Raw genomic sequence first — 15,858 nt, 5'->3', positions numbered from 1 at the left:
ACACCCTATAAGGTTGGCAAAACCCACGCATGATGCAAGCGAAACAGGGTCGCAACGGCGAGAACTATCCCTGTAAGGCCTGTTTTTGTTCCCGGATATCCCGCTCAATGCCCTCACGCACGTCCTGCGGGATCTTTAACGCATCGCCCAGGGCGTTAAGGTAGCTGCGCTCCATAAAGTAATCGATATCGATGGCGGCACAGCTGAGGAAATAGAGTTCAAGCGCCTCTTCCTCATTTTTCACGCTTTGCGCCAGACGCTGCGGATCCAGGGGCTGTTCGATGGCCTGCGCCACCAGCGCTCTGCCCTTCTCTTCGACGCCGGCTTCGCGCAGCTGCTGTTCGATCGCCAGCCGTTCCTTATCGTCGATATGTCCGTCACTTTTCGCGGCAAAAACCAGCGCAAGAATGAGCCTTTCGGTGCGCAGATCCAGCGGCGAGGTGTGCTCGCCGTAGTGCGGTTCATCGCTGTGCGCGGTCCGGACCCTGTCCTTGTATTTATTCCACAGGACGGTGCCCGCAATGGCGCCCCCACCGGCCAGCAGCGCGCCTGTCCCGTACTTTGCCAGCAGCTTGCGCGAGGATTTATTCGCGACCAGCAGGCCTGCCAGCCCGCCGAGCGCCCCGGGCACCAGCAGTTTGCTGAGATCCCGCTCGCCGGAAGACGACGTTTTCTGCCCTAACAGGGATTGCAATTGATTTAGCCAGCCAGACATGATTTCCCTCACTTAACGGTGAACATGTTCCACAGCGTAAGCGAGCAGGCGTCAGGAAATGTCTGGGCGGGCTAAAGAAGCGCAAATTTCTTCTCGCCTCGCCTGGCCGTGCACAAGACAGACGCAAACGTTTTCGTTTATACTGCCCGCAACTTTTTCAGGGGGATTGTTATGATTCGTTTAGGAACCGCGCTGCGACCTGCGGCGACGCGAGTGATGCTGTTGGGATCGGGCGAGCTGGGAAAAGAGGTCGCCATTGAGTGCCAGCGTTTAGGCGTGGAAGTCATTGCCGTAGACCGCTACGCCGATGCACCCGCCATGCACGTCGCCCATCGTTCTTATGTGATTAACATGCTGGACGGCGATGCCCTTCGTGAGCTGATTTCACGCGAGAAGCCTGATTTCGTTGTACCGGAAATTGAAGCCATCGCCACCGACACGCTGATTGCGCTTGAGCAGGAAGGCCAGCGCGTGGTGCCCTGCGCGAAAGCCGCAAAGCTGACCATGAACCGCGAAGGCATTCGTCGTCTGGCGGCAGAAGAGCTCGGGTTGCCCACGTCGAGCTATCGTTTTGCTGGCGATAAAGTCGCATTCCTGCAGGCCGTTGAGGAGATTGGTTACCCGTGCATCGTTAAGCCGGTGATGAGCTCCTCCGGTAAAGGACAGAGCTTTATCCGCGACAGCAGCACGCTGGACAAGGCGTGGGAGTATGCCCAGCAGGGTGGCCGCGCAGGCGCCGGTCGCGTGATCGTTGAAGGGGTGGTGAAGTTTGATTTCGAGATCACCCTGCTGACCGTCAGCGCCGTTGACGGCGTCCATTTCTGCGACCCGATTGGCCACCGCCAGGAAGATGGCGATTACCGCGAATCCTGGCAGCCGCAGCAGATGAGCGCCCTGGCGCTGGAGCGTGCGCAGGCAATCGCCCGTAAAACCGTCCTGGCGCTGGGCGGCTATGGCCTGTTTGGCGTGGAGCTGTTTGTGTGCGGTGATGAGGTGATTTTCAGCGAGGTCTCCCCGCGCCCGCATGACACCGGCATGGTCACGCTCATTTCGCAGGATCTTTCCGAGTTCGCTCTGCACGTGCGTGCCTTCCTCGGCCTGCCCGTCGGCGGTATCCGTCAGTACGGCCCGGCCGCCTCGGCGGTGATCCTGCCGCAGTTAACCAGCCAGAACGTTACGTTTGATAACGTCGACGCGGCGGTGGGTGCCGGGTTGCAGGTCCGTTTGTTCGGCAAGCCGGAGATCGACGGTACCCGTCGTCTTGGCGTGGCGTTAGCCACCGGAGATAACGTTGACGACGCCGTGGCGAGAGCGAAAGCGGCCGCAGCAAGCGTTAAGGTAACGGGATAAAAAAACGGGCCGAAAGGCCCGTTTTTCATGCGGCGAATGACTTACTGCTTCGCGCCTTCTACCGCTTCGCGAGCCAGTTTGGTGATGCGATCCCAGTCGCCCGCTTCCAGCGCATCCGCCGGAACCAGCCATGAGCCACCGATGCACAGCACGCTTTTCAGCGCCAGGTAGTCACGGTAGTTGGCAGGAGAGATACCGCCCGTCGGGCAGAAGCGTACCTGAGAGAATGGACCGGCAATGGCCTGCAGCGCTTTGGTGCCGCCGTTCGCTTCCGCCGGGAAGAATTTGAACTCTTTCAGACCGTAGTCCATGCCCAGCATCAGTTCAGAAACGGTGCTAATGCCCGGGATCAGCGGAATAGTGCCTTCGGTGGCGGCTTTCAGCAGCGACTCGGTCAGGCCCGGGCTGATGGCAAACTGTGCGCCCGCTTCGGTCACTTCAGCCAGCTGTTTTGCGTTCGTTACGGTACCCGCACCGATAATGGCGTCCGGCACTTCTTTGGCAATCGCGCGAATGGCATCCATCGCGCAGGCGGTACGCAGGGTCACTTCCAGAACGCGAACGCCGCCCGCAACCAGCGCTTTCGCCATCGGTACAGCGTGCTCCAGCTTGTTTACCACGATAACCGGCACGACAGGGCCAGTGGTCAGGATTGCTTCTGCACTTGTTTTCCAGTTTTTCATCAGAGTCTTCTCTCGCCAGATCGTTAAAATCAAGTCGTCTTAAAACGTAATACAGGTTGCGCCCTGCTCAGCACCGGAGAGGCTCTCACGCAGTGCGCCAAACATTTCGCGTCCTGTTCCCACGCGCGACGCGCTCAGGTCAGGAATATGGGGCTGACGTGCCGCCAGCTCGGCGTCATCCACCAGCAGGGTTAACTCGCCTGTCTGACCGTTAACGCGGATCATGTCACCGTCACGCACTTTCGCCAGCAGGCCGCCGTCGTACGCTTCCGGCGTCACGTGGATAGCTGATGGCACTTTACCTGAGGCGCCAGAGAGGCGTCCATCGGTCACCAGTGCAATTTTGAAACGGCGGTCCAATAATACACCAAGTGGTGGCATAAGTTTATGTAATTCTGGCATCCCGTTGGCTTTAGGCCCCTGATGACGCACCACTACCACGCAGTCTTTGTCGAGCAGACCGGCGTCAAAGGCAGGTAATACGTCGTGCTGGCTTTCAAATACCACCGCTGGCGCTTCGATAATCTGGTTCTCTTCCGGTACGGCAGAGGTCTTCATTACCGCGCGACCGAGGTTACCGCTCAGCACCTTGGTGCCGCCGTGAGGTGAGAACGGTTTGTCGATGGTGGCGATAACCTGCGCATCAAGAGATGCGGTCGCCCCTTCGCGCCAGTCCAGCTCGCCGTTGTTCAGCCATGGCTCCTGGGTGTAGCGCTGCAGGCCAAAGCCCGCTACGGTGTTAACATCTTCATGCAGCAGACCGCCCTTCAGCAGCTCGCGCATGAGCAGCGGTACGCCGCCTGCGGCCTGGAAGTGGTTGATGTCCGCCGGACCGTTCGGATACAGGCGCGCCATCAACGGCACTACGGAAGAGATCTCGGAGAAGTCATCCCAGTTAATCAGAATGCCCGCCGCACGCGCCATGGCCACCAGGTGCATGGTGTGGTTGGTCGAACCGCCGGTGGCCAGCAGCGCAACAATTCCGTTGACGATAACTTTTTCGTCGACCATTTTGCCCATCGGCATCCATTCGTTGCCGTTTCCGGTCAGACGCGTGACCTGACGGGCCGCGGCCTCGGTCAGCGCCTTGCGCAGCGGTGCGTCCGGCTGGATAAACGACGAGCCCGGAAGCTGCATCCCCATAAACTCCACCACCATCTGGTTCGTGTTCGCGGTACCGTAGAACGTACAGGTGCCCGGCGCGTGGTAGGATGCAGCTTCCGCTTCCAGCAGCGCCTGACGATCTGCTTTTCCTTCCGCGTACAGCTGGCGAATGCGCACTTTTTCTTTGTTCGGCAGGCCGCTTGCCATTGGGCCCGACGGCACGAAGATCGCAGGCAGATGACCAAACGACAGCGCGGCCATCACCAGGCCCGGAACAATCTTGTCGCATACGCCGAGATAGAGCGCGCCATCAAACATGTTGTGTGACAGGCCCACCGCCGCGGACATGGCAATGACTTCACGGCTCAGCAGGGAGAGCTCCATACCGTCCTGACCCTGCGTCACGCCGTCGCACATGGCGGGTACCCCACCCGCCACCTGGCCGACCGCATTCACGCTGTGCAGCGCTTTACGGATGATATCCGGGTAAACCTCATAGGGCTGGTGCGCGGAGAGCATATCGTTATAGGCGGTAATGATGGCGATATTGTTACGCAACATGCTTTTCAGCGACGCTTTATCGTCAGGCTGGCAGGCGGCGAAGCCGTGCGCCAGGTTACCGCAGGCCAGCTGGGAGCGGTGAACGGTGTTGCTCTTCGCCTGTTCAATCCGGGCGAGGTAGGCCGAACGGGTCTCTTTCGAGCGCTCAATAATGCGCTGTGTTACGCGTAACAATGTCGGATTCATAAAAGCTCCTCTCATTTATCTGTCCGGGCTCGGGAGTTTACAAAGTCGCTGGCAGTTGTTAACAACGCTGAAACGCTTGCTGTCCGGAGCTCAGGGGCAAAATCACTTCCGGCAGTGTAATAAAAAAAGCTCCGCGGGTGAATCCACGCGGAGCTTAAAAGTTGAAAATTGTGCCACGAGCTGTGTTAGATCATGTTACCGGTAAAATAACACTTTCGGGCTAGCGGATTATCTTACTCAAACTCGTTCCAGGAGCGGCCATCACGGGTGATCATTGCCACCGACGCGACAGGACCCCATGTGCCCGCCTGATACGGTTTTGGCGCATCCTGATCGGCAGCCCAGGCTTCGGTGATGGAGTCAACCCATTTCCACGCCTCTTCCACCTCATCGCGACGCACGAACAGCGCCTGGATACCGCGCATGGTTTCCAGCAGCAGACGCTCGTACGCATCGGCCAGGTGCGTCTGGTTAAAGGTTTCGGAGTAGCTCAGATCCAGCTTGGTGGTCTGCAGGTTGTGTTTGTGATCCAGGCCCGGCACTTTGTTCAGGATCTGGATGTCCACGCCCTCGTCCGGCTGCAGACGAATGGTCAGCTTGTTCTGCGGCAGCTCCTGCCAGGACTCTTTGAACAGGTTCAGTTCCGGGTTCTTAAAGTAGACAACCACTTCGGAACATTTCGCAGGCAGACGCTTACCGGTGCGCAGGTAGAACGGAACCCCCGCCCAGCGCCAGTCGTCGATGTCCACGCGGATGGCCACGAACGTCTCGGTGTTACTGGACTTGTTCGCGCCCTCTTCTTCCAGGTAGCCAGGCACCTTTTTGCCTTGCGCAAACCCGGCGGTGTACTGGCCGCGAACGGTTTTCTCGCGCACGTTGGAGCGGTCGATGCGGCGCAGCGACTTCAGCACTTTCACTTTGGCGTCACGGATGCTGTCCGCCGTCAGGTCAGACGGTGGAGACATGGCAATCATGCACAAAATCTGCAGCAGGTGGTTCTGAATCATGTCGCGCATCTGACCGGCCTGGTCAAAATAACCCCAGCGACCTTCAATCCCCACCTCTTCCGCCACGGTGATTTCCACGTGGTCGATAGTGCGGTTGTCCCAGTTATTTACAAACAGGGAGTTAGCAAAACGCAGCGCCAGCAGGTTCAGCACCGTCTCTTTACCGAGATAGTGGTCAATACGGTAGACCTGGCACTCTTCAAAGAACTCGCCCACCTGGTCGTTGATTTCACGCGAGGTTGCCAGGGACGTACCCAACGGCTTCTCCATCACGACGCGCGCCGGTTTAGCGTTCAGTTTGGCTTCGCCCAGGCCTTTGCAGATGGCGCCGAAGGTGCTTGGCGGCATGGCGAAATAGTTAATGGTGACACGGTTTTTCTGATCCAGCATCGCGCCCAAGCGAGCGAATGCGCTGACGTCATTCACGTCAAGGTTGCAGAAATCGAGACGACCGCTCAGGGTATCCCACAAACTTTCATCAATTTTTTCCTTCATGAAAGTTTCGAGCGCCTCGCGGACGACTTTGGTATAAGCGTCCTTGTCCCAGTCGGCGCGCCCAACACCCAGGATACGGGTATCCGGATGAATTTGGCCCGCTTTCTCCAGTTGATACAGGGAAGGCAGCAATTTTCGGCGTGCAAGATCGCCTTTCGCGCCGAAAATGACCAGGTCACATGCCTGGGCTGTTTGCGTTACCGCCATGTCATTCTCCTCAGTTGGATCACCTGGTACTTCTGCCAGGTATCGTTGTAATTTTATTACAATGCACTGTACTGCTTTTACGTCATTCCCGAAACCATTAGCGCTTATCGTCGCGTGCGATACCGCGATTTTTCACCCATCGGATGATTTCGACGGCTTAATGACGCAACAACCGTCGTTTCTTTGCGCAACAGGGTCATAGCAAAACCCGACATCGATCAAGTAATGAAAAAAAACAACAACATTATCTCGTCGATTGTTACCCTTAATGGAAGCCACAGGGGTAATATCGGCTAAATCGAATCACGATTTCATCAATTAATGAAATCGTTTACACCCATGAGCGTCCTGTTAACATGAACATGCTGGAAAAAATCCAGTTTCAACTGGAACACCTTAGCAAATCCGAGCGAAAAGTGGCCGAGGTCATTCTCGCCTCTCCCGCTCAGGCGATTCATTCAAGCATCGCCGCTCTGGCACAGGAAGCGGGTGTTAGCGAACCCACGGTCAATCGCTTCTGCCGCAGCCTGGAAACGCGCGGCTTTCCTGATTTTAAACTGCATCTGGCACAAAGTCTGGCTAACGGCACCCCTTATGTTAATCGTAATGTGGATGAAGACGACAGCGTTGATGCCTATACTGCGAAAATTTTTGAGTCGGCCATGGCTTCGCTTGACCACGTCCGTCAGTCTCTGGACATGAGTTCCGTGAATCGCGCAGTGGATTTACTCACCCAGGCCAAGCGAATTGCCTTCTTTGGGCTCGGGTCGTCGGCGGCCGTCGCGCATGACGCCATGAACAAATTTTTCCGCTTTAACGTCCCGGTGATTTATTCCGATGACATTGTCCTGCAACGCATGAGCTGTATGAATTGCAGTGAAGATGACGTCGTGGTACTGATTTCGCATACTGGCCGCACTAAGAGTCAGGTAGAACTGGCGCAGCTGGCCCGTGAAAACGATGCCATGGTGATTGCGCTGACCACAGCGGGCACACCGCTGGCCCGTGAGGCGACGCTGGCGATCACTCTCGACGTGCCGGAAGACACCGACATTTATATGCCAATGGTCTCCCGACTGGCCCAGCTCACCGTGATTGACGTGCTGGCAACCGGTTTTACCTTACGCCGTGGGGCAAAATTCCGGGATAACTTGAAGCGGGTCAAGGAAGCGCTGAAGGAATCGCGTTTTGATAAAGAATTGCTTATAAAGAGCGATGTTCGATAGTTGATAACGAAGACGTCACGAATAATGACGAAGTAACGATTTACGGCATTCGGTCCCCTCTCCACTGCCTTGCAGCAGATGAAGGCCGATTCAATGTTCACGCAACACCAAAGTTGTTTCAGTCAACGGAGTATTACATGTCCAGAAGGCTTCGCAGAACCAAGATCGTAACCACCTTAGGCCCGGCCACCGATCGCGATAATAATCTCGAGAAAATTATCGCCGCCGGCGCCAACGTGGTGCGTATGAACTTCTCTCACGGTACGCCAGAAGACCATAAATTACGTGCCGATAAAGTGCGTGAAATCGCAGCCAAACTGGGCCGTCACGTTGCGATCCTCGGCGATTTGCAGGGTCCTAAAATCCGCGTTTCGACCTTTAAAGAGGGTAAAGTTTTCCTCAATATCGGCGACAAATTCCTGCTGGATGCCAACCTGGGCAAAGGCGAAGGCGATAAAGAGAAAGTCGGTATCGACTATAAAGGCCTCCCGGCTGACGTCGTACCTGGCGATATCCTGCTGCTTGACGACGGTCGCGTGCAGCTGAAAGTGCTGGAAGTTCAGGGCATGAAAGTGTTCACCGAAGTCACCGTCGGCGGCCCGCTCTCCAACAATAAAGGCATCAACAAGCTGGGCGGCGGCCTCTCTGCGGAAGCGCTTACTGATAAAGATAAAGCGGATATTGTGACTGCTGCGCTGATCGGTGTTGACTACCTGGCCGTCTCCTTCCCGCGCTGCGGCGAAGATCTGAACTATGCGCGTCGTCTGGCGCGTGATGCAGGCTGCGATGCCAAAATCGTCGCCAAAGTTGAGCGTGCGGAAGCCGTTTGCGATCAGGATGCTATGGACGACGTGATCCTTGCCTCTGACGTGGTGATGGTTGCGCGTGGCGACCTGGGTGTGGAAATCGGCGACCCTGAGCTGGTGGGTATTCAGAAAGCCCTGATTCGTCGCGCACGTCAGCTGAACCGCGCGGTGATTACCGCCACTCAGATGATGGAATCGATGATCACCAACCCGATGCCAACCCGTGCAGAAGTGATGGACGTGGCCAACGCCGTGCTGGACGGTACCGATGCGGTAATGCTCTCTGCGGAAACCGCTGCGGGCCAGTATCCGGCAGAAACCGTGGCCGCCATGGCACGTGTTTGCCTGGGTGCTGAAAAGATCCCAAGCATCAACGTCTCTAAACACCGTCTGGACGTGCAGTTCGACAACGTTGAAGAAGCGATTGCGATGTCTGCAATGTATGCGGCAAACCATCTGAAGGGCGTTACCGCGATCATCACTATGACCGAATCTGGCCGCACCGCGCTAATGACCTCTCGTATCAGCTCGGGTCTGCCGATCTTCGCCATGTCCCGTCACGAACGTACGCTGAACCTGACGGCGCTGTACCGCGGCGTGACGCCGGTACACTTCGACAGCACCAATGACGGCGTGGCCGCGGCGCACGATGCCGTAAACCTGCTGCGCGACAAAGGCTATCTGGTCTCTGGTGATATCGTCATTGTGACCCAGGGCGATGTGATGAGCACCATCGGCTCAACCAACACCACGCGCGTTATGACCGTCGAGTAATAACGTCTCTGTTAAAAAGCCCTCTCCAGATGGAGAGGGCTTTTTTTATTTCGTTGGATAAAGCTCTTTGCGTTTATACGGCTCTTTTTCACCCGGCTTACGCGTTTTAAGCAGCTTCAGGATCCACGTGTACTGCTCGGCATGCGGCCCTACCAGGATCTCCACCTCTTCGTTCATCCGACGGGCAATGGTGTGGTCGTCAGCGGTCAGCAGATCGTCCATCGGCGGACGAACCTCAATGCTCAGGCGATGCGTTTTGCCGTCATAGACCGGGAACAGCGGGATCACGCGGGCACGACACACTTTCATCAGGCGGCCAATCGCAGGGAGCGTCGCTTTATAGGTTGCAAAGAAATCGACAAACTCGCTGTGCTCGGGGCCGTGGTCCTGATCCGGCAGATAGTAGCCCCAGTACCCCTGGCGTACCGACTGAATGAACGGCTTAATGCCATCGTTGCGCGCATGCAGGCGTCCGCCAAAACGACGACGCACCGTATTCCAGACAAAGTCGAAGATTTTATTGCCCTGGTTATGGAACATTGCCGCCATCTTCTGGCCCTGAGAGGCCATCAGCATCGCCGGAATATCAACGCCCCAGCCGTGTGGGACAAGGAAAATGACTTTTTCGTCATTGCGGCGCATCTCCTCAATGATATCCAGCCCTTTCCAGTCAACGCGATCGACAATTTTCTCCGGCCCTTTCAGCGCCAGCTCCGCCATCATCGCCATGGCCTGCGGTGCGGTGGTATACATCTCATCAATGATTGCCTCGCGCTCGGCGTCGCTCTTTTCAGGAAAACAGTAATAGAGATTGATCTGCGCGCGACGGCGGGCACTCTTGCCTAAGCGCCCGGCAAGACGGCCAATTTTACCCAGGACAGGATCGCGGACGGAAGCCGGCAGCAACGCTATCCCCGCAAAGGCGTAAACACCGAGCCAGGCGCCCCAGTTGCGCGGATGGCGGAAGGATTTTTCAAACTCAGGAATGTATTCAATATTGTTTTTTTGGGTTTCCATGCTGGATCCAGGGTCTGATGACGCAAAATTAATTCAGATAGTGTAGCGAGGCAGTCGTCCGCGCACAAAAGAAAAAGCCGGCGTCAGGGTGCGCCGGCTTTTTTAACAAAAACAGAGTGCTTAGTCTAAGCTCAGCTGCGGCAACACCTCTTTCACCTGCGCCAGGTAATCCGTACGATCTTTACCCGTCAGGCCTTCGGTGCGCGGCAGTTTCGCCGTCAGCGGGTTCACGGCCTGCTGGTTGATCCACACTTCGTAGTGCAGGTGCGGGCCGGTAGAGCGACCGGTATTACCGGAGATCGCAATACGGTCACCACGCTTCACCTTCTGTCCTGGTTTAACCAGCAGCTTACGCAGGTGCATATAGCGGGTCGTATACGTGCGACCATGACGTACCGCAACATAATATCCGGCTGCGCCGCTACGTTTGGCCACCACCACTTCGCCATCCCCAACCGCGAGTACCGGTGTGCCCTGCGGCATAGCAAAGTCAACGCCACGGTGCGGTGCGACGCGCCCGGTGACCGGGTTCAGACGACGCGGGTTAAAGTTGGAGGAGACGCGGAACTGTTTCGCCGTCGGGAAGCGCAGGAAGCCCTTTGCAAGGCCCGTACCGGTGCGGTCGTAGAACTTGCCGTCTTCGGCACGGATCGCGTAGTAATCTTTGCCCTCGGAGCGCAGACGCACGCCCAGCAGCTGGCTTTGCTCGCGCTTGCCGTCCAGCATTTCGCGGGACATCAGGACGGAAAACTCATCGCCTTTTTTCAGCTTGCGGAAATCCATCTGCCACTGCATGGCTTTGATCACCGAACTGATTTCAGCGCTGGTCAACCCTGCGTCGCGCGCGCTGGAGACAAAGCTTGCGCCCACGGTGCCTTTGAGAACGCTGTTGACCCAGTCGCCCTTCTGCATTTCGCTGGTCATTTTGAAACCGGTTGCCGTGCGATCGTAGGTGCGGGTTTCACGGCGGGACATTTCCCAGGTCAGACGCTGGAGATCGCCATCGGCCGTTAACGTCCAGGAGAGCTGTTGCCCAATTTTCAGGTTGCGAAGATCTTTATCTGCCGCCGCCAGCTGGCTGATATTGCCCATGTCGATGCCGTACTGGTTCAGCACGCTGCTCAGCGTGTCACCGGTAGAAACTACATATTCGTGGATACCCGCTTCGTTCTCGGTTTTATCGTCCAGTTCATCCTGTGGAATGGCTTCATCTTCCTGAGCCGACTGGTCGATAGGCTCACTGGCTTCAGGCAGCAAAGAGCGGATTTCGCTCTTTTCAAGCTCGATGGTTTTGATGATAGGGGCAGAACTCGGGTGGTAAACATAGGGCCGCCAGACGGCGACCGCTAAGGTGAGTACTGTAAGCGACCCCAGCATGACGCGGTGGGGTCGAGGCAGATTGTTAAATGCCAGGGCGACAGAGCGGGCTATCTGTTGCACGTATTCACTTCCTCGTTAATCTCCTTTCAGGCAGCTCGCATACTGGTTCGCCAGTTGGCTGAGGAACTGCGAATAGCTCGCTTTGCTCAACTGGATATTCGTTCCTAGCGGGTCAAGGGTCCCCATGCGCACGGATGTCCCCCTGGCCACGGCTTCTACGACCGCTGGCCTGAACTGTGGCTCAGCAAAAACGCATGTCGCTTTTTGCTCAACCAGCTGTGTTCTGATTTCATGTAAACGCTGCGCACCAGGTTGAATTTCAGGGTTGACGGTAAAGTGCCCCAGCGGGGTCAAACCGTAGTGTTTTTCGTAATAGCCGTAGGCGTCATGAAAAACGAAATACCCTTTTCCTTTCAACGGTGCGAGCTCATTACCTACCTGCTTATCGGTTGCGGCTAATTGTGCCTCAAAATCTTTCAGGTTGGCGTCTAGTTTGGCTCGACTTTGCGGCATAAGTTCCACTAATTTGTCATGGATTGCAACCGCTGAAAGCCGCGCTATCTCTGGGGATAACCAAAGATGCATGTTGTACTCGCCGTGATGGTGATCTCCATCACCTTTTTCACCGTCGGCAGCATGATGGTCATGTTCATCGCCGTCGTCATCCGTCCCTTTCATGAGTAACGGTTTCACGCCTGGGAGGGCGGCAATCGCAACCTGTTTTTCGCCCGCCACCTGTTTTGCTGACTTCTGCATAAACGCTTCCATTTCCGGACCAATCCAGACAACTAAGTCCGCGTTTTGTAAGCGTTTTACGTCTGAAGGGCGCAGGGAGTAGTCATGCTCGGATGCACCATCCGGGAGCAGAACCTGAGTTTCTGTTACCCCGTCAGCAATGGCTGACGCGATAAACCCGAGTGGTTTAAGCGAAGCGACAACCGCAGCGTTAACATCTTGTGCGGTTGTGCCCCAAAGGGCAGCGGATAATGCTGCGAAAAGAAGCGTATTTTTATGTAACATAATGCGACTAATCATCGTAGTGAATGCGTGGAATGTGATATTATAACATTCGTTGACTTCTTCAAGCTTAAAATGACATGACGACATTGGTTTCTCTTGAAAATATTTCGGTCTCATTTGGCCAGCGCCGCGTCCTCTCTGACGTGTCGCTCGATCTGAAGCCCGGCAAAATTCTGACGCTGCTCGGCCCCAATGGCGCAGGCAAATCCACCCTGGTTCGCGTGGTGCTGGGTCTGGTCGCACCCGATGAAGGCGTGATCAAGCGTGAGGAAAAATTGCGCATCGGCTATGTGCCGCAAAAACTGCACCTCGACGCCACGCTGCCGCTGACGGTGAGCCGTTTCCTGCGCCTGCGTCCCGGCACGCGTAAAGCCGATATTCTCCCGGCGCTGAAGCGCGTGCAGGCAGGCCATCTTGTCGATGCGCCGCTGCAAAAACTGTCCGGCGGTGAAACGCAGCGCGTATTACTTGCCCGTGCGTTGCTCAGCAGCCCGCAGCTGCTGGTGCTGGATGAGCCGACGCAGGGGGTCGACGTCAACGGCCAGGTCGCGCTGTACGATCTTATTGACCAGCTGCGTCAGGAACTGAACTGCGCGGTACTGATGGTATCCCACGACCTGCATCTGGTGATGGCAAAGACTGACGAAGTACTGTGTCTTAACCACCACATCTGCTGCTCCGGCACGCCAGAAGTGGTCTCCATGCACCCGGAATTTATCTCCATGTTCGGCCCTCGCGGCGCTGAACAGCTCGGCATCTATCGCCATCATCATAATCACCGCCATGATTTGCAGGGACGAATCGTTCTGCGTCGGGGAAATGGACACTCATGATTGAACTGTTACTGCCCGGCTGGCTGGCCGGGATTATGCTTGCCTGCGCCGCGGGTCCACTCGGCTCGTTTGTGGTGTGGCGCAGAATGTCTTACTTCGGCGATACCCTGGCGCACGCGTCCCTGCTGGGCGTGGCTTTTGGCCTGCTGCTGAACGTCAACCCGTTCTATGCGGTGATTGTGGTCACGCTGCTGCTGGCGGCCGGTCTGGTCTGGCTGGAAAAACGCCCTCACCTCGCCATTGATACGCTGCTTGGCATCATGGCGCACAGCGCCCTGTCGCTGGGTCTGGTGGTGGTCAGCCTGATGTCCAATATCCGCGTGGATCTGATGGCCTACCTGTTCGGTGACCTGCTGGCCGTCACGCCTGACGATCTCATCGCTATCGCCATTGGCGTTGTGGTGGTGCTCGGGATTCTGCTCTGGCAGTGGCGTAACCTGCTGGCGATGACCGTCAGCCCCGATCTGGCGTTCGTCGATGGCGTGAAGCTGCAGCGCGTTAAGCTGCTGCTGATGCTGGTAACGGCGTTAACCATTGGCGTGGCGATGAAGTTTGTCGGCGCGCTGATTATTACGTCGCTGCTGATCATCCCTGCGGCTACGGCGCGTCGTTTTGCCCGTACGCCGGAGCAGATGGCCGGTGTCGCCGTAATTATCGGGATGATTGCGGTAACGGGTGGGCTAACCTTCTCGGCGTTCTATGACACGCCTGCGGGGCCGTCCGTGGTGCTGAGTGCGGCGGTGCTGTTTATCTTCAGTATGATGAAGAAGATCGCGCAGTAGCGGGTATGTCCCCGGTGGCGCTTCGCTTACCGGGGCTATAAATTATCGCTGCTTACGGCATTGCCGGTGGCGTAATGCCGAAATGATTCCACGCCCGCACCGTGGCCATACGTCCACGCGGGGTGCGCTGCAGGAAGCCCTGCTGGATCAGATACGGTTCAAGCACGTCCTCAATGGTTTCACGCTCTTCCCCGATTGCTGCCGCCAGGTTATCCAGCCCGACCGGCCCCCCAAAGAACTTGTCCAGCACCGCCAGCAGCAGCTTGCGGTCCATGTAGTCAAAACCTTCGGCATCAACGTTCAGCATATCCAGCGCCTGCGCGGCGATCTCAGCGGAGATCGAACCGTTGTGCTTCACCTCAGCAAAGTCACGCACGCGGCGTAGCAGGCGGTTGGCGATACGCGGCGTACCGCGGGAACGCTTCGCCACTTCAAACGCCCCCTCTTCGCTCATCTCCAGCCCCATATAGCGGGCGCTGCGGCCAACGATGTGCTGGAGGTCGGCCACCTGGTAAAACTCCAGACGCTGCACGATACCGAAGCGGTCGCGCAGTGGAGAGGTCAACGACCCGGCTCGCGTCGTGGCGCCTATCAGGGTAAACGGCGGCAGATCGATTTTGATGGAGCGTGCAGCCGGACCTTCACCGATCATGATATCCAGCTGATAATCTTCCATCGCCGGATAGAGCACCTCTTCCACCACCGGTGACAGGCGGTGGATCTCATCGATAAACAGCACGTCATGCGGTTCGAGGTTGGTCAGCATGGCCGCCAAATCGCCCGCCTTCTCCAGCACCGGGCCGGAGGTGGTGCGCAGGTTAACGCCCATTTCATTAGCGACGATATTCGCCAGCGTGGTTTTGCCTAAACCCGGCGGGCCAAAAATCAGCAGGTGATCGAGCGCATCGCCGCGCAGCTTTGCCGCCTGGATAAAAATCTCCATCTGGGAACGAACCTGCGGCTGGCCAATGTACTCATCAAGCAGTTTTGGGCGAATCGCGCGATCCACCACATCCTCTGCCTGAACAGTGCCTGCCGAAACCAGGCGGTCTGCTTCAATCATCCTTTACCTCACAATGCAGCGCGCAGCGCTTCACGAATCAGGGTTTCACTGCTGGCGTCCGGTTTGGCAATTTTACTTACCATGCGGCTGGCCTCCTGAGGTTTATAGCCCAGTGCCACCAGCGCGGCAACCGCTTCCTGCTCCGCGTCATCATCCGCCGCAGGCGCACCTGGCGAGGTCAGTACCAGATCGGCCGCCGGCGTGAAGAGATCGCCATGCAGGCCTTTGAAGCGGTCTTTCATCTCGACAATCAGGCGCTCTGCCGTTTTCTTACCAATGCCAGGAAGCTTAATCAGCGCCGCAGGATCTTCACGCTCAACGGCATTCACAAACTGTGGCGCTGACATGCCGGATAAGATCGCCAGCGCAAGCTTTGGCCCGACGCCGTTGGTTTTAATCAGCTCGCGGAACAGCGTGCGTTCCTGTTTGTTGTTGAAGCCGTACAGCAGTTGAGCATCTTCACGCACCACAAACTGAGTAAAGACGATCGCCTCTTTGCCCGCGTCCGGCAGCTCGTAGAAGCAGGTCATCGGCATATGGACTTCATAGCCCACGCCACCCACTTCCAGCAGCACTAACGGGGGTTGTTTTTCAATGATGATGCCTCTGAGTCTGCCTATCACGTGACGCTCCTGCGTTCTGGAAGAAA

General features: G+C 56.8%; 14 protein-coding genes. 5 read left to right on the top strand and 9 right to left on the bottom strand.

Features of this window, described 5'->3' with window-relative positions; all coding sequences use genetic code 11:
• Positions 1-64: 64 nt before the first annotated feature.
• On the bottom strand, positions 65-715 hold the full coding sequence (locus C6A40_RS13995; RefSeq protein WP_045335031.1) for a tellurite resistance TerB family protein: 651 nt from the start codon (positions 713-715) through the stop codon (positions 65-67).
• Between the two features lie 171 nt (positions 716-886).
• Here C6A40_RS13995 and purT point away from each other — a divergent pair, with 171 nt between their 5' ends.
• Positions 887-2,065: a formate-dependent phosphoribosylglycinamide formyltransferase gene (gene purT / locus C6A40_RS13990; RefSeq protein WP_045335033.1), complete on the top strand. Its 1,179-nt coding sequence runs from the start codon at positions 887-889 to the stop codon at positions 2,063-2,065.
• A gap of 41 nt (positions 2,066-2,106) precedes the next feature.
• On the opposite strand, the gene kdgA is transcribed toward purT, so the two are convergent.
• The 3 genes from kdgA to zwf form a co-directional block, all read right to left on the bottom strand.
• Positions 2,107-2,748: a bifunctional 4-hydroxy-2-oxoglutarate aldolase/2-dehydro-3-deoxy-phosphogluconate aldolase gene (gene kdgA, locus C6A40_RS13985; RefSeq protein ID WP_008500459.1), complete on the bottom strand. Its 642-nt coding sequence runs from the start codon at positions 2,746-2,748 to the stop codon at positions 2,107-2,109.
• Positions 2,749-2,787: 39 nt separating this feature from the next.
• Complete coding sequence (gene edd / locus C6A40_RS13980) at positions 2,788-4,599, bottom strand: phosphogluconate dehydratase (RefSeq protein ID WP_032652400.1); 1,812 nt, start codon at positions 4,597-4,599, stop codon at positions 2,788-2,790.
• Positions 4,600-4,832: 233 nt separating this feature from the next.
• Entirely contained in the window at positions 4,833-6,308 is a 1,476-nt protein-coding gene (zwf, locus tag C6A40_RS13975) for a glucose-6-phosphate dehydrogenase (protein ID WP_008500457.1), read from the bottom strand.
• Positions 6,309-6,664: 356 nt separating this feature from the next.
• Between zwf and C6A40_RS13970 the strand changes: the two genes are divergently transcribed.
• Positions 6,665-7,534: a MurR/RpiR family transcriptional regulator gene (locus C6A40_RS13970; protein ID WP_008500456.1), complete on the top strand. Its 870-nt coding sequence runs from the start codon at positions 6,665-6,667 to the stop codon at positions 7,532-7,534.
• Between the two features lie 137 nt (positions 7,535-7,671).
• Positions 7,672-9,114: a pyruvate kinase gene (pyk, locus tag C6A40_RS13965; protein WP_008500455.1), complete on the top strand. Its 1,443-nt coding sequence runs from the start codon at positions 7,672-7,674 to the stop codon at positions 9,112-9,114.
• A 45-nt stretch (positions 9,115-9,159) separates the two neighbouring features.
• On the opposite strand, the gene lpxM is transcribed toward pyk, so the two are convergent.
• The 3 genes from lpxM to znuA form a co-directional block, all read right to left on the bottom strand.
• Positions 9,160-10,131 (bottom strand): lauroyl-Kdo(2)-lipid IV(A) myristoyltransferase, encoded by a 972-nt coding sequence (lpxM, locus tag C6A40_RS13960; protein WP_008500454.1) that lies wholly within the window; start codon positions 10,129-10,131, stop codon positions 9,160-9,162.
• 120 nt (positions 10,132-10,251) lie between these two features.
• Positions 10,252-11,571, bottom strand: a complete 1,320-nt coding sequence (gene mepM / locus C6A40_RS13955) for a murein DD-endopeptidase MepM (RefSeq protein ID WP_008500453.1) — start codon at positions 11,569-11,571, stop codon at positions 10,252-10,254.
• 15 nt (positions 11,572-11,586) lie between these two features.
• A complete protein-coding gene (znuA, locus tag C6A40_RS13950; protein WP_025910050.1) occupies positions 11,587-12,531 on the bottom strand; it encodes a zinc ABC transporter substrate-binding protein ZnuA in 945 nt (314 codons plus the stop codon).
• 77 nt (positions 12,532-12,608) lie between these two features.
• Between znuA and znuC the strand changes: the two genes are divergently transcribed.
• Together znuC and znuB are read left to right on the top strand one after the other, a co-directional pair.
• Positions 12,609-13,364 (top strand): zinc ABC transporter ATP-binding protein ZnuC, encoded by a 756-nt coding sequence (znuC, locus tag C6A40_RS13945; RefSeq protein ID WP_008500451.1) that lies wholly within the window; start codon positions 12,609-12,611, stop codon positions 13,362-13,364.
• Entirely contained in the window at positions 13,361-14,146 is a 786-nt protein-coding gene (znuB, locus tag C6A40_RS13940) for a zinc ABC transporter permease subunit ZnuB (RefSeq protein WP_045335036.1), read from the top strand. Before znuC ends, znuB begins: the two co-directional genes overlap by 4 nt.
• 52 nt (positions 14,147-14,198) lie before the next feature.
• Here the strand turns inward: znuB and ruvB are convergent, their stop codons facing one another.
• Both ruvB and ruvA read right to left on the bottom strand, forming a co-directional pair.
• Positions 14,199-15,209, bottom strand: coding sequence for a Holliday junction branch migration DNA helicase RuvB (gene ruvB, locus C6A40_RS13935; RefSeq protein ID WP_008500449.1), 1,011 nt, complete (start codon positions 15,207-15,209; stop codon positions 14,199-14,201).
• A gap of 8 nt (positions 15,210-15,217) precedes the next feature.
• Entirely contained in the window at positions 15,218-15,832 is a 615-nt protein-coding gene (gene ruvA, locus C6A40_RS13930; protein ID WP_008500448.1) for a Holliday junction branch migration protein RuvA, read from the bottom strand.
• Positions 15,833-15,858 lie beyond the last annotated feature (26 nt).

This window comes from Enterobacter sp. GER_MD16_1505_Eko_090 (genome assembly GCF_003331015.1).
GTDB classification, from domain to species: Bacteria; Pseudomonadota; Gammaproteobacteria; order Enterobacterales; family Enterobacteriaceae; genus Enterobacter; species Enterobacter roggenkampii.
The sequence above is the reverse complement of the archived record's forward strand: the minus strand, read 5'-3'. Positions and strand labels throughout refer to the sequence as shown.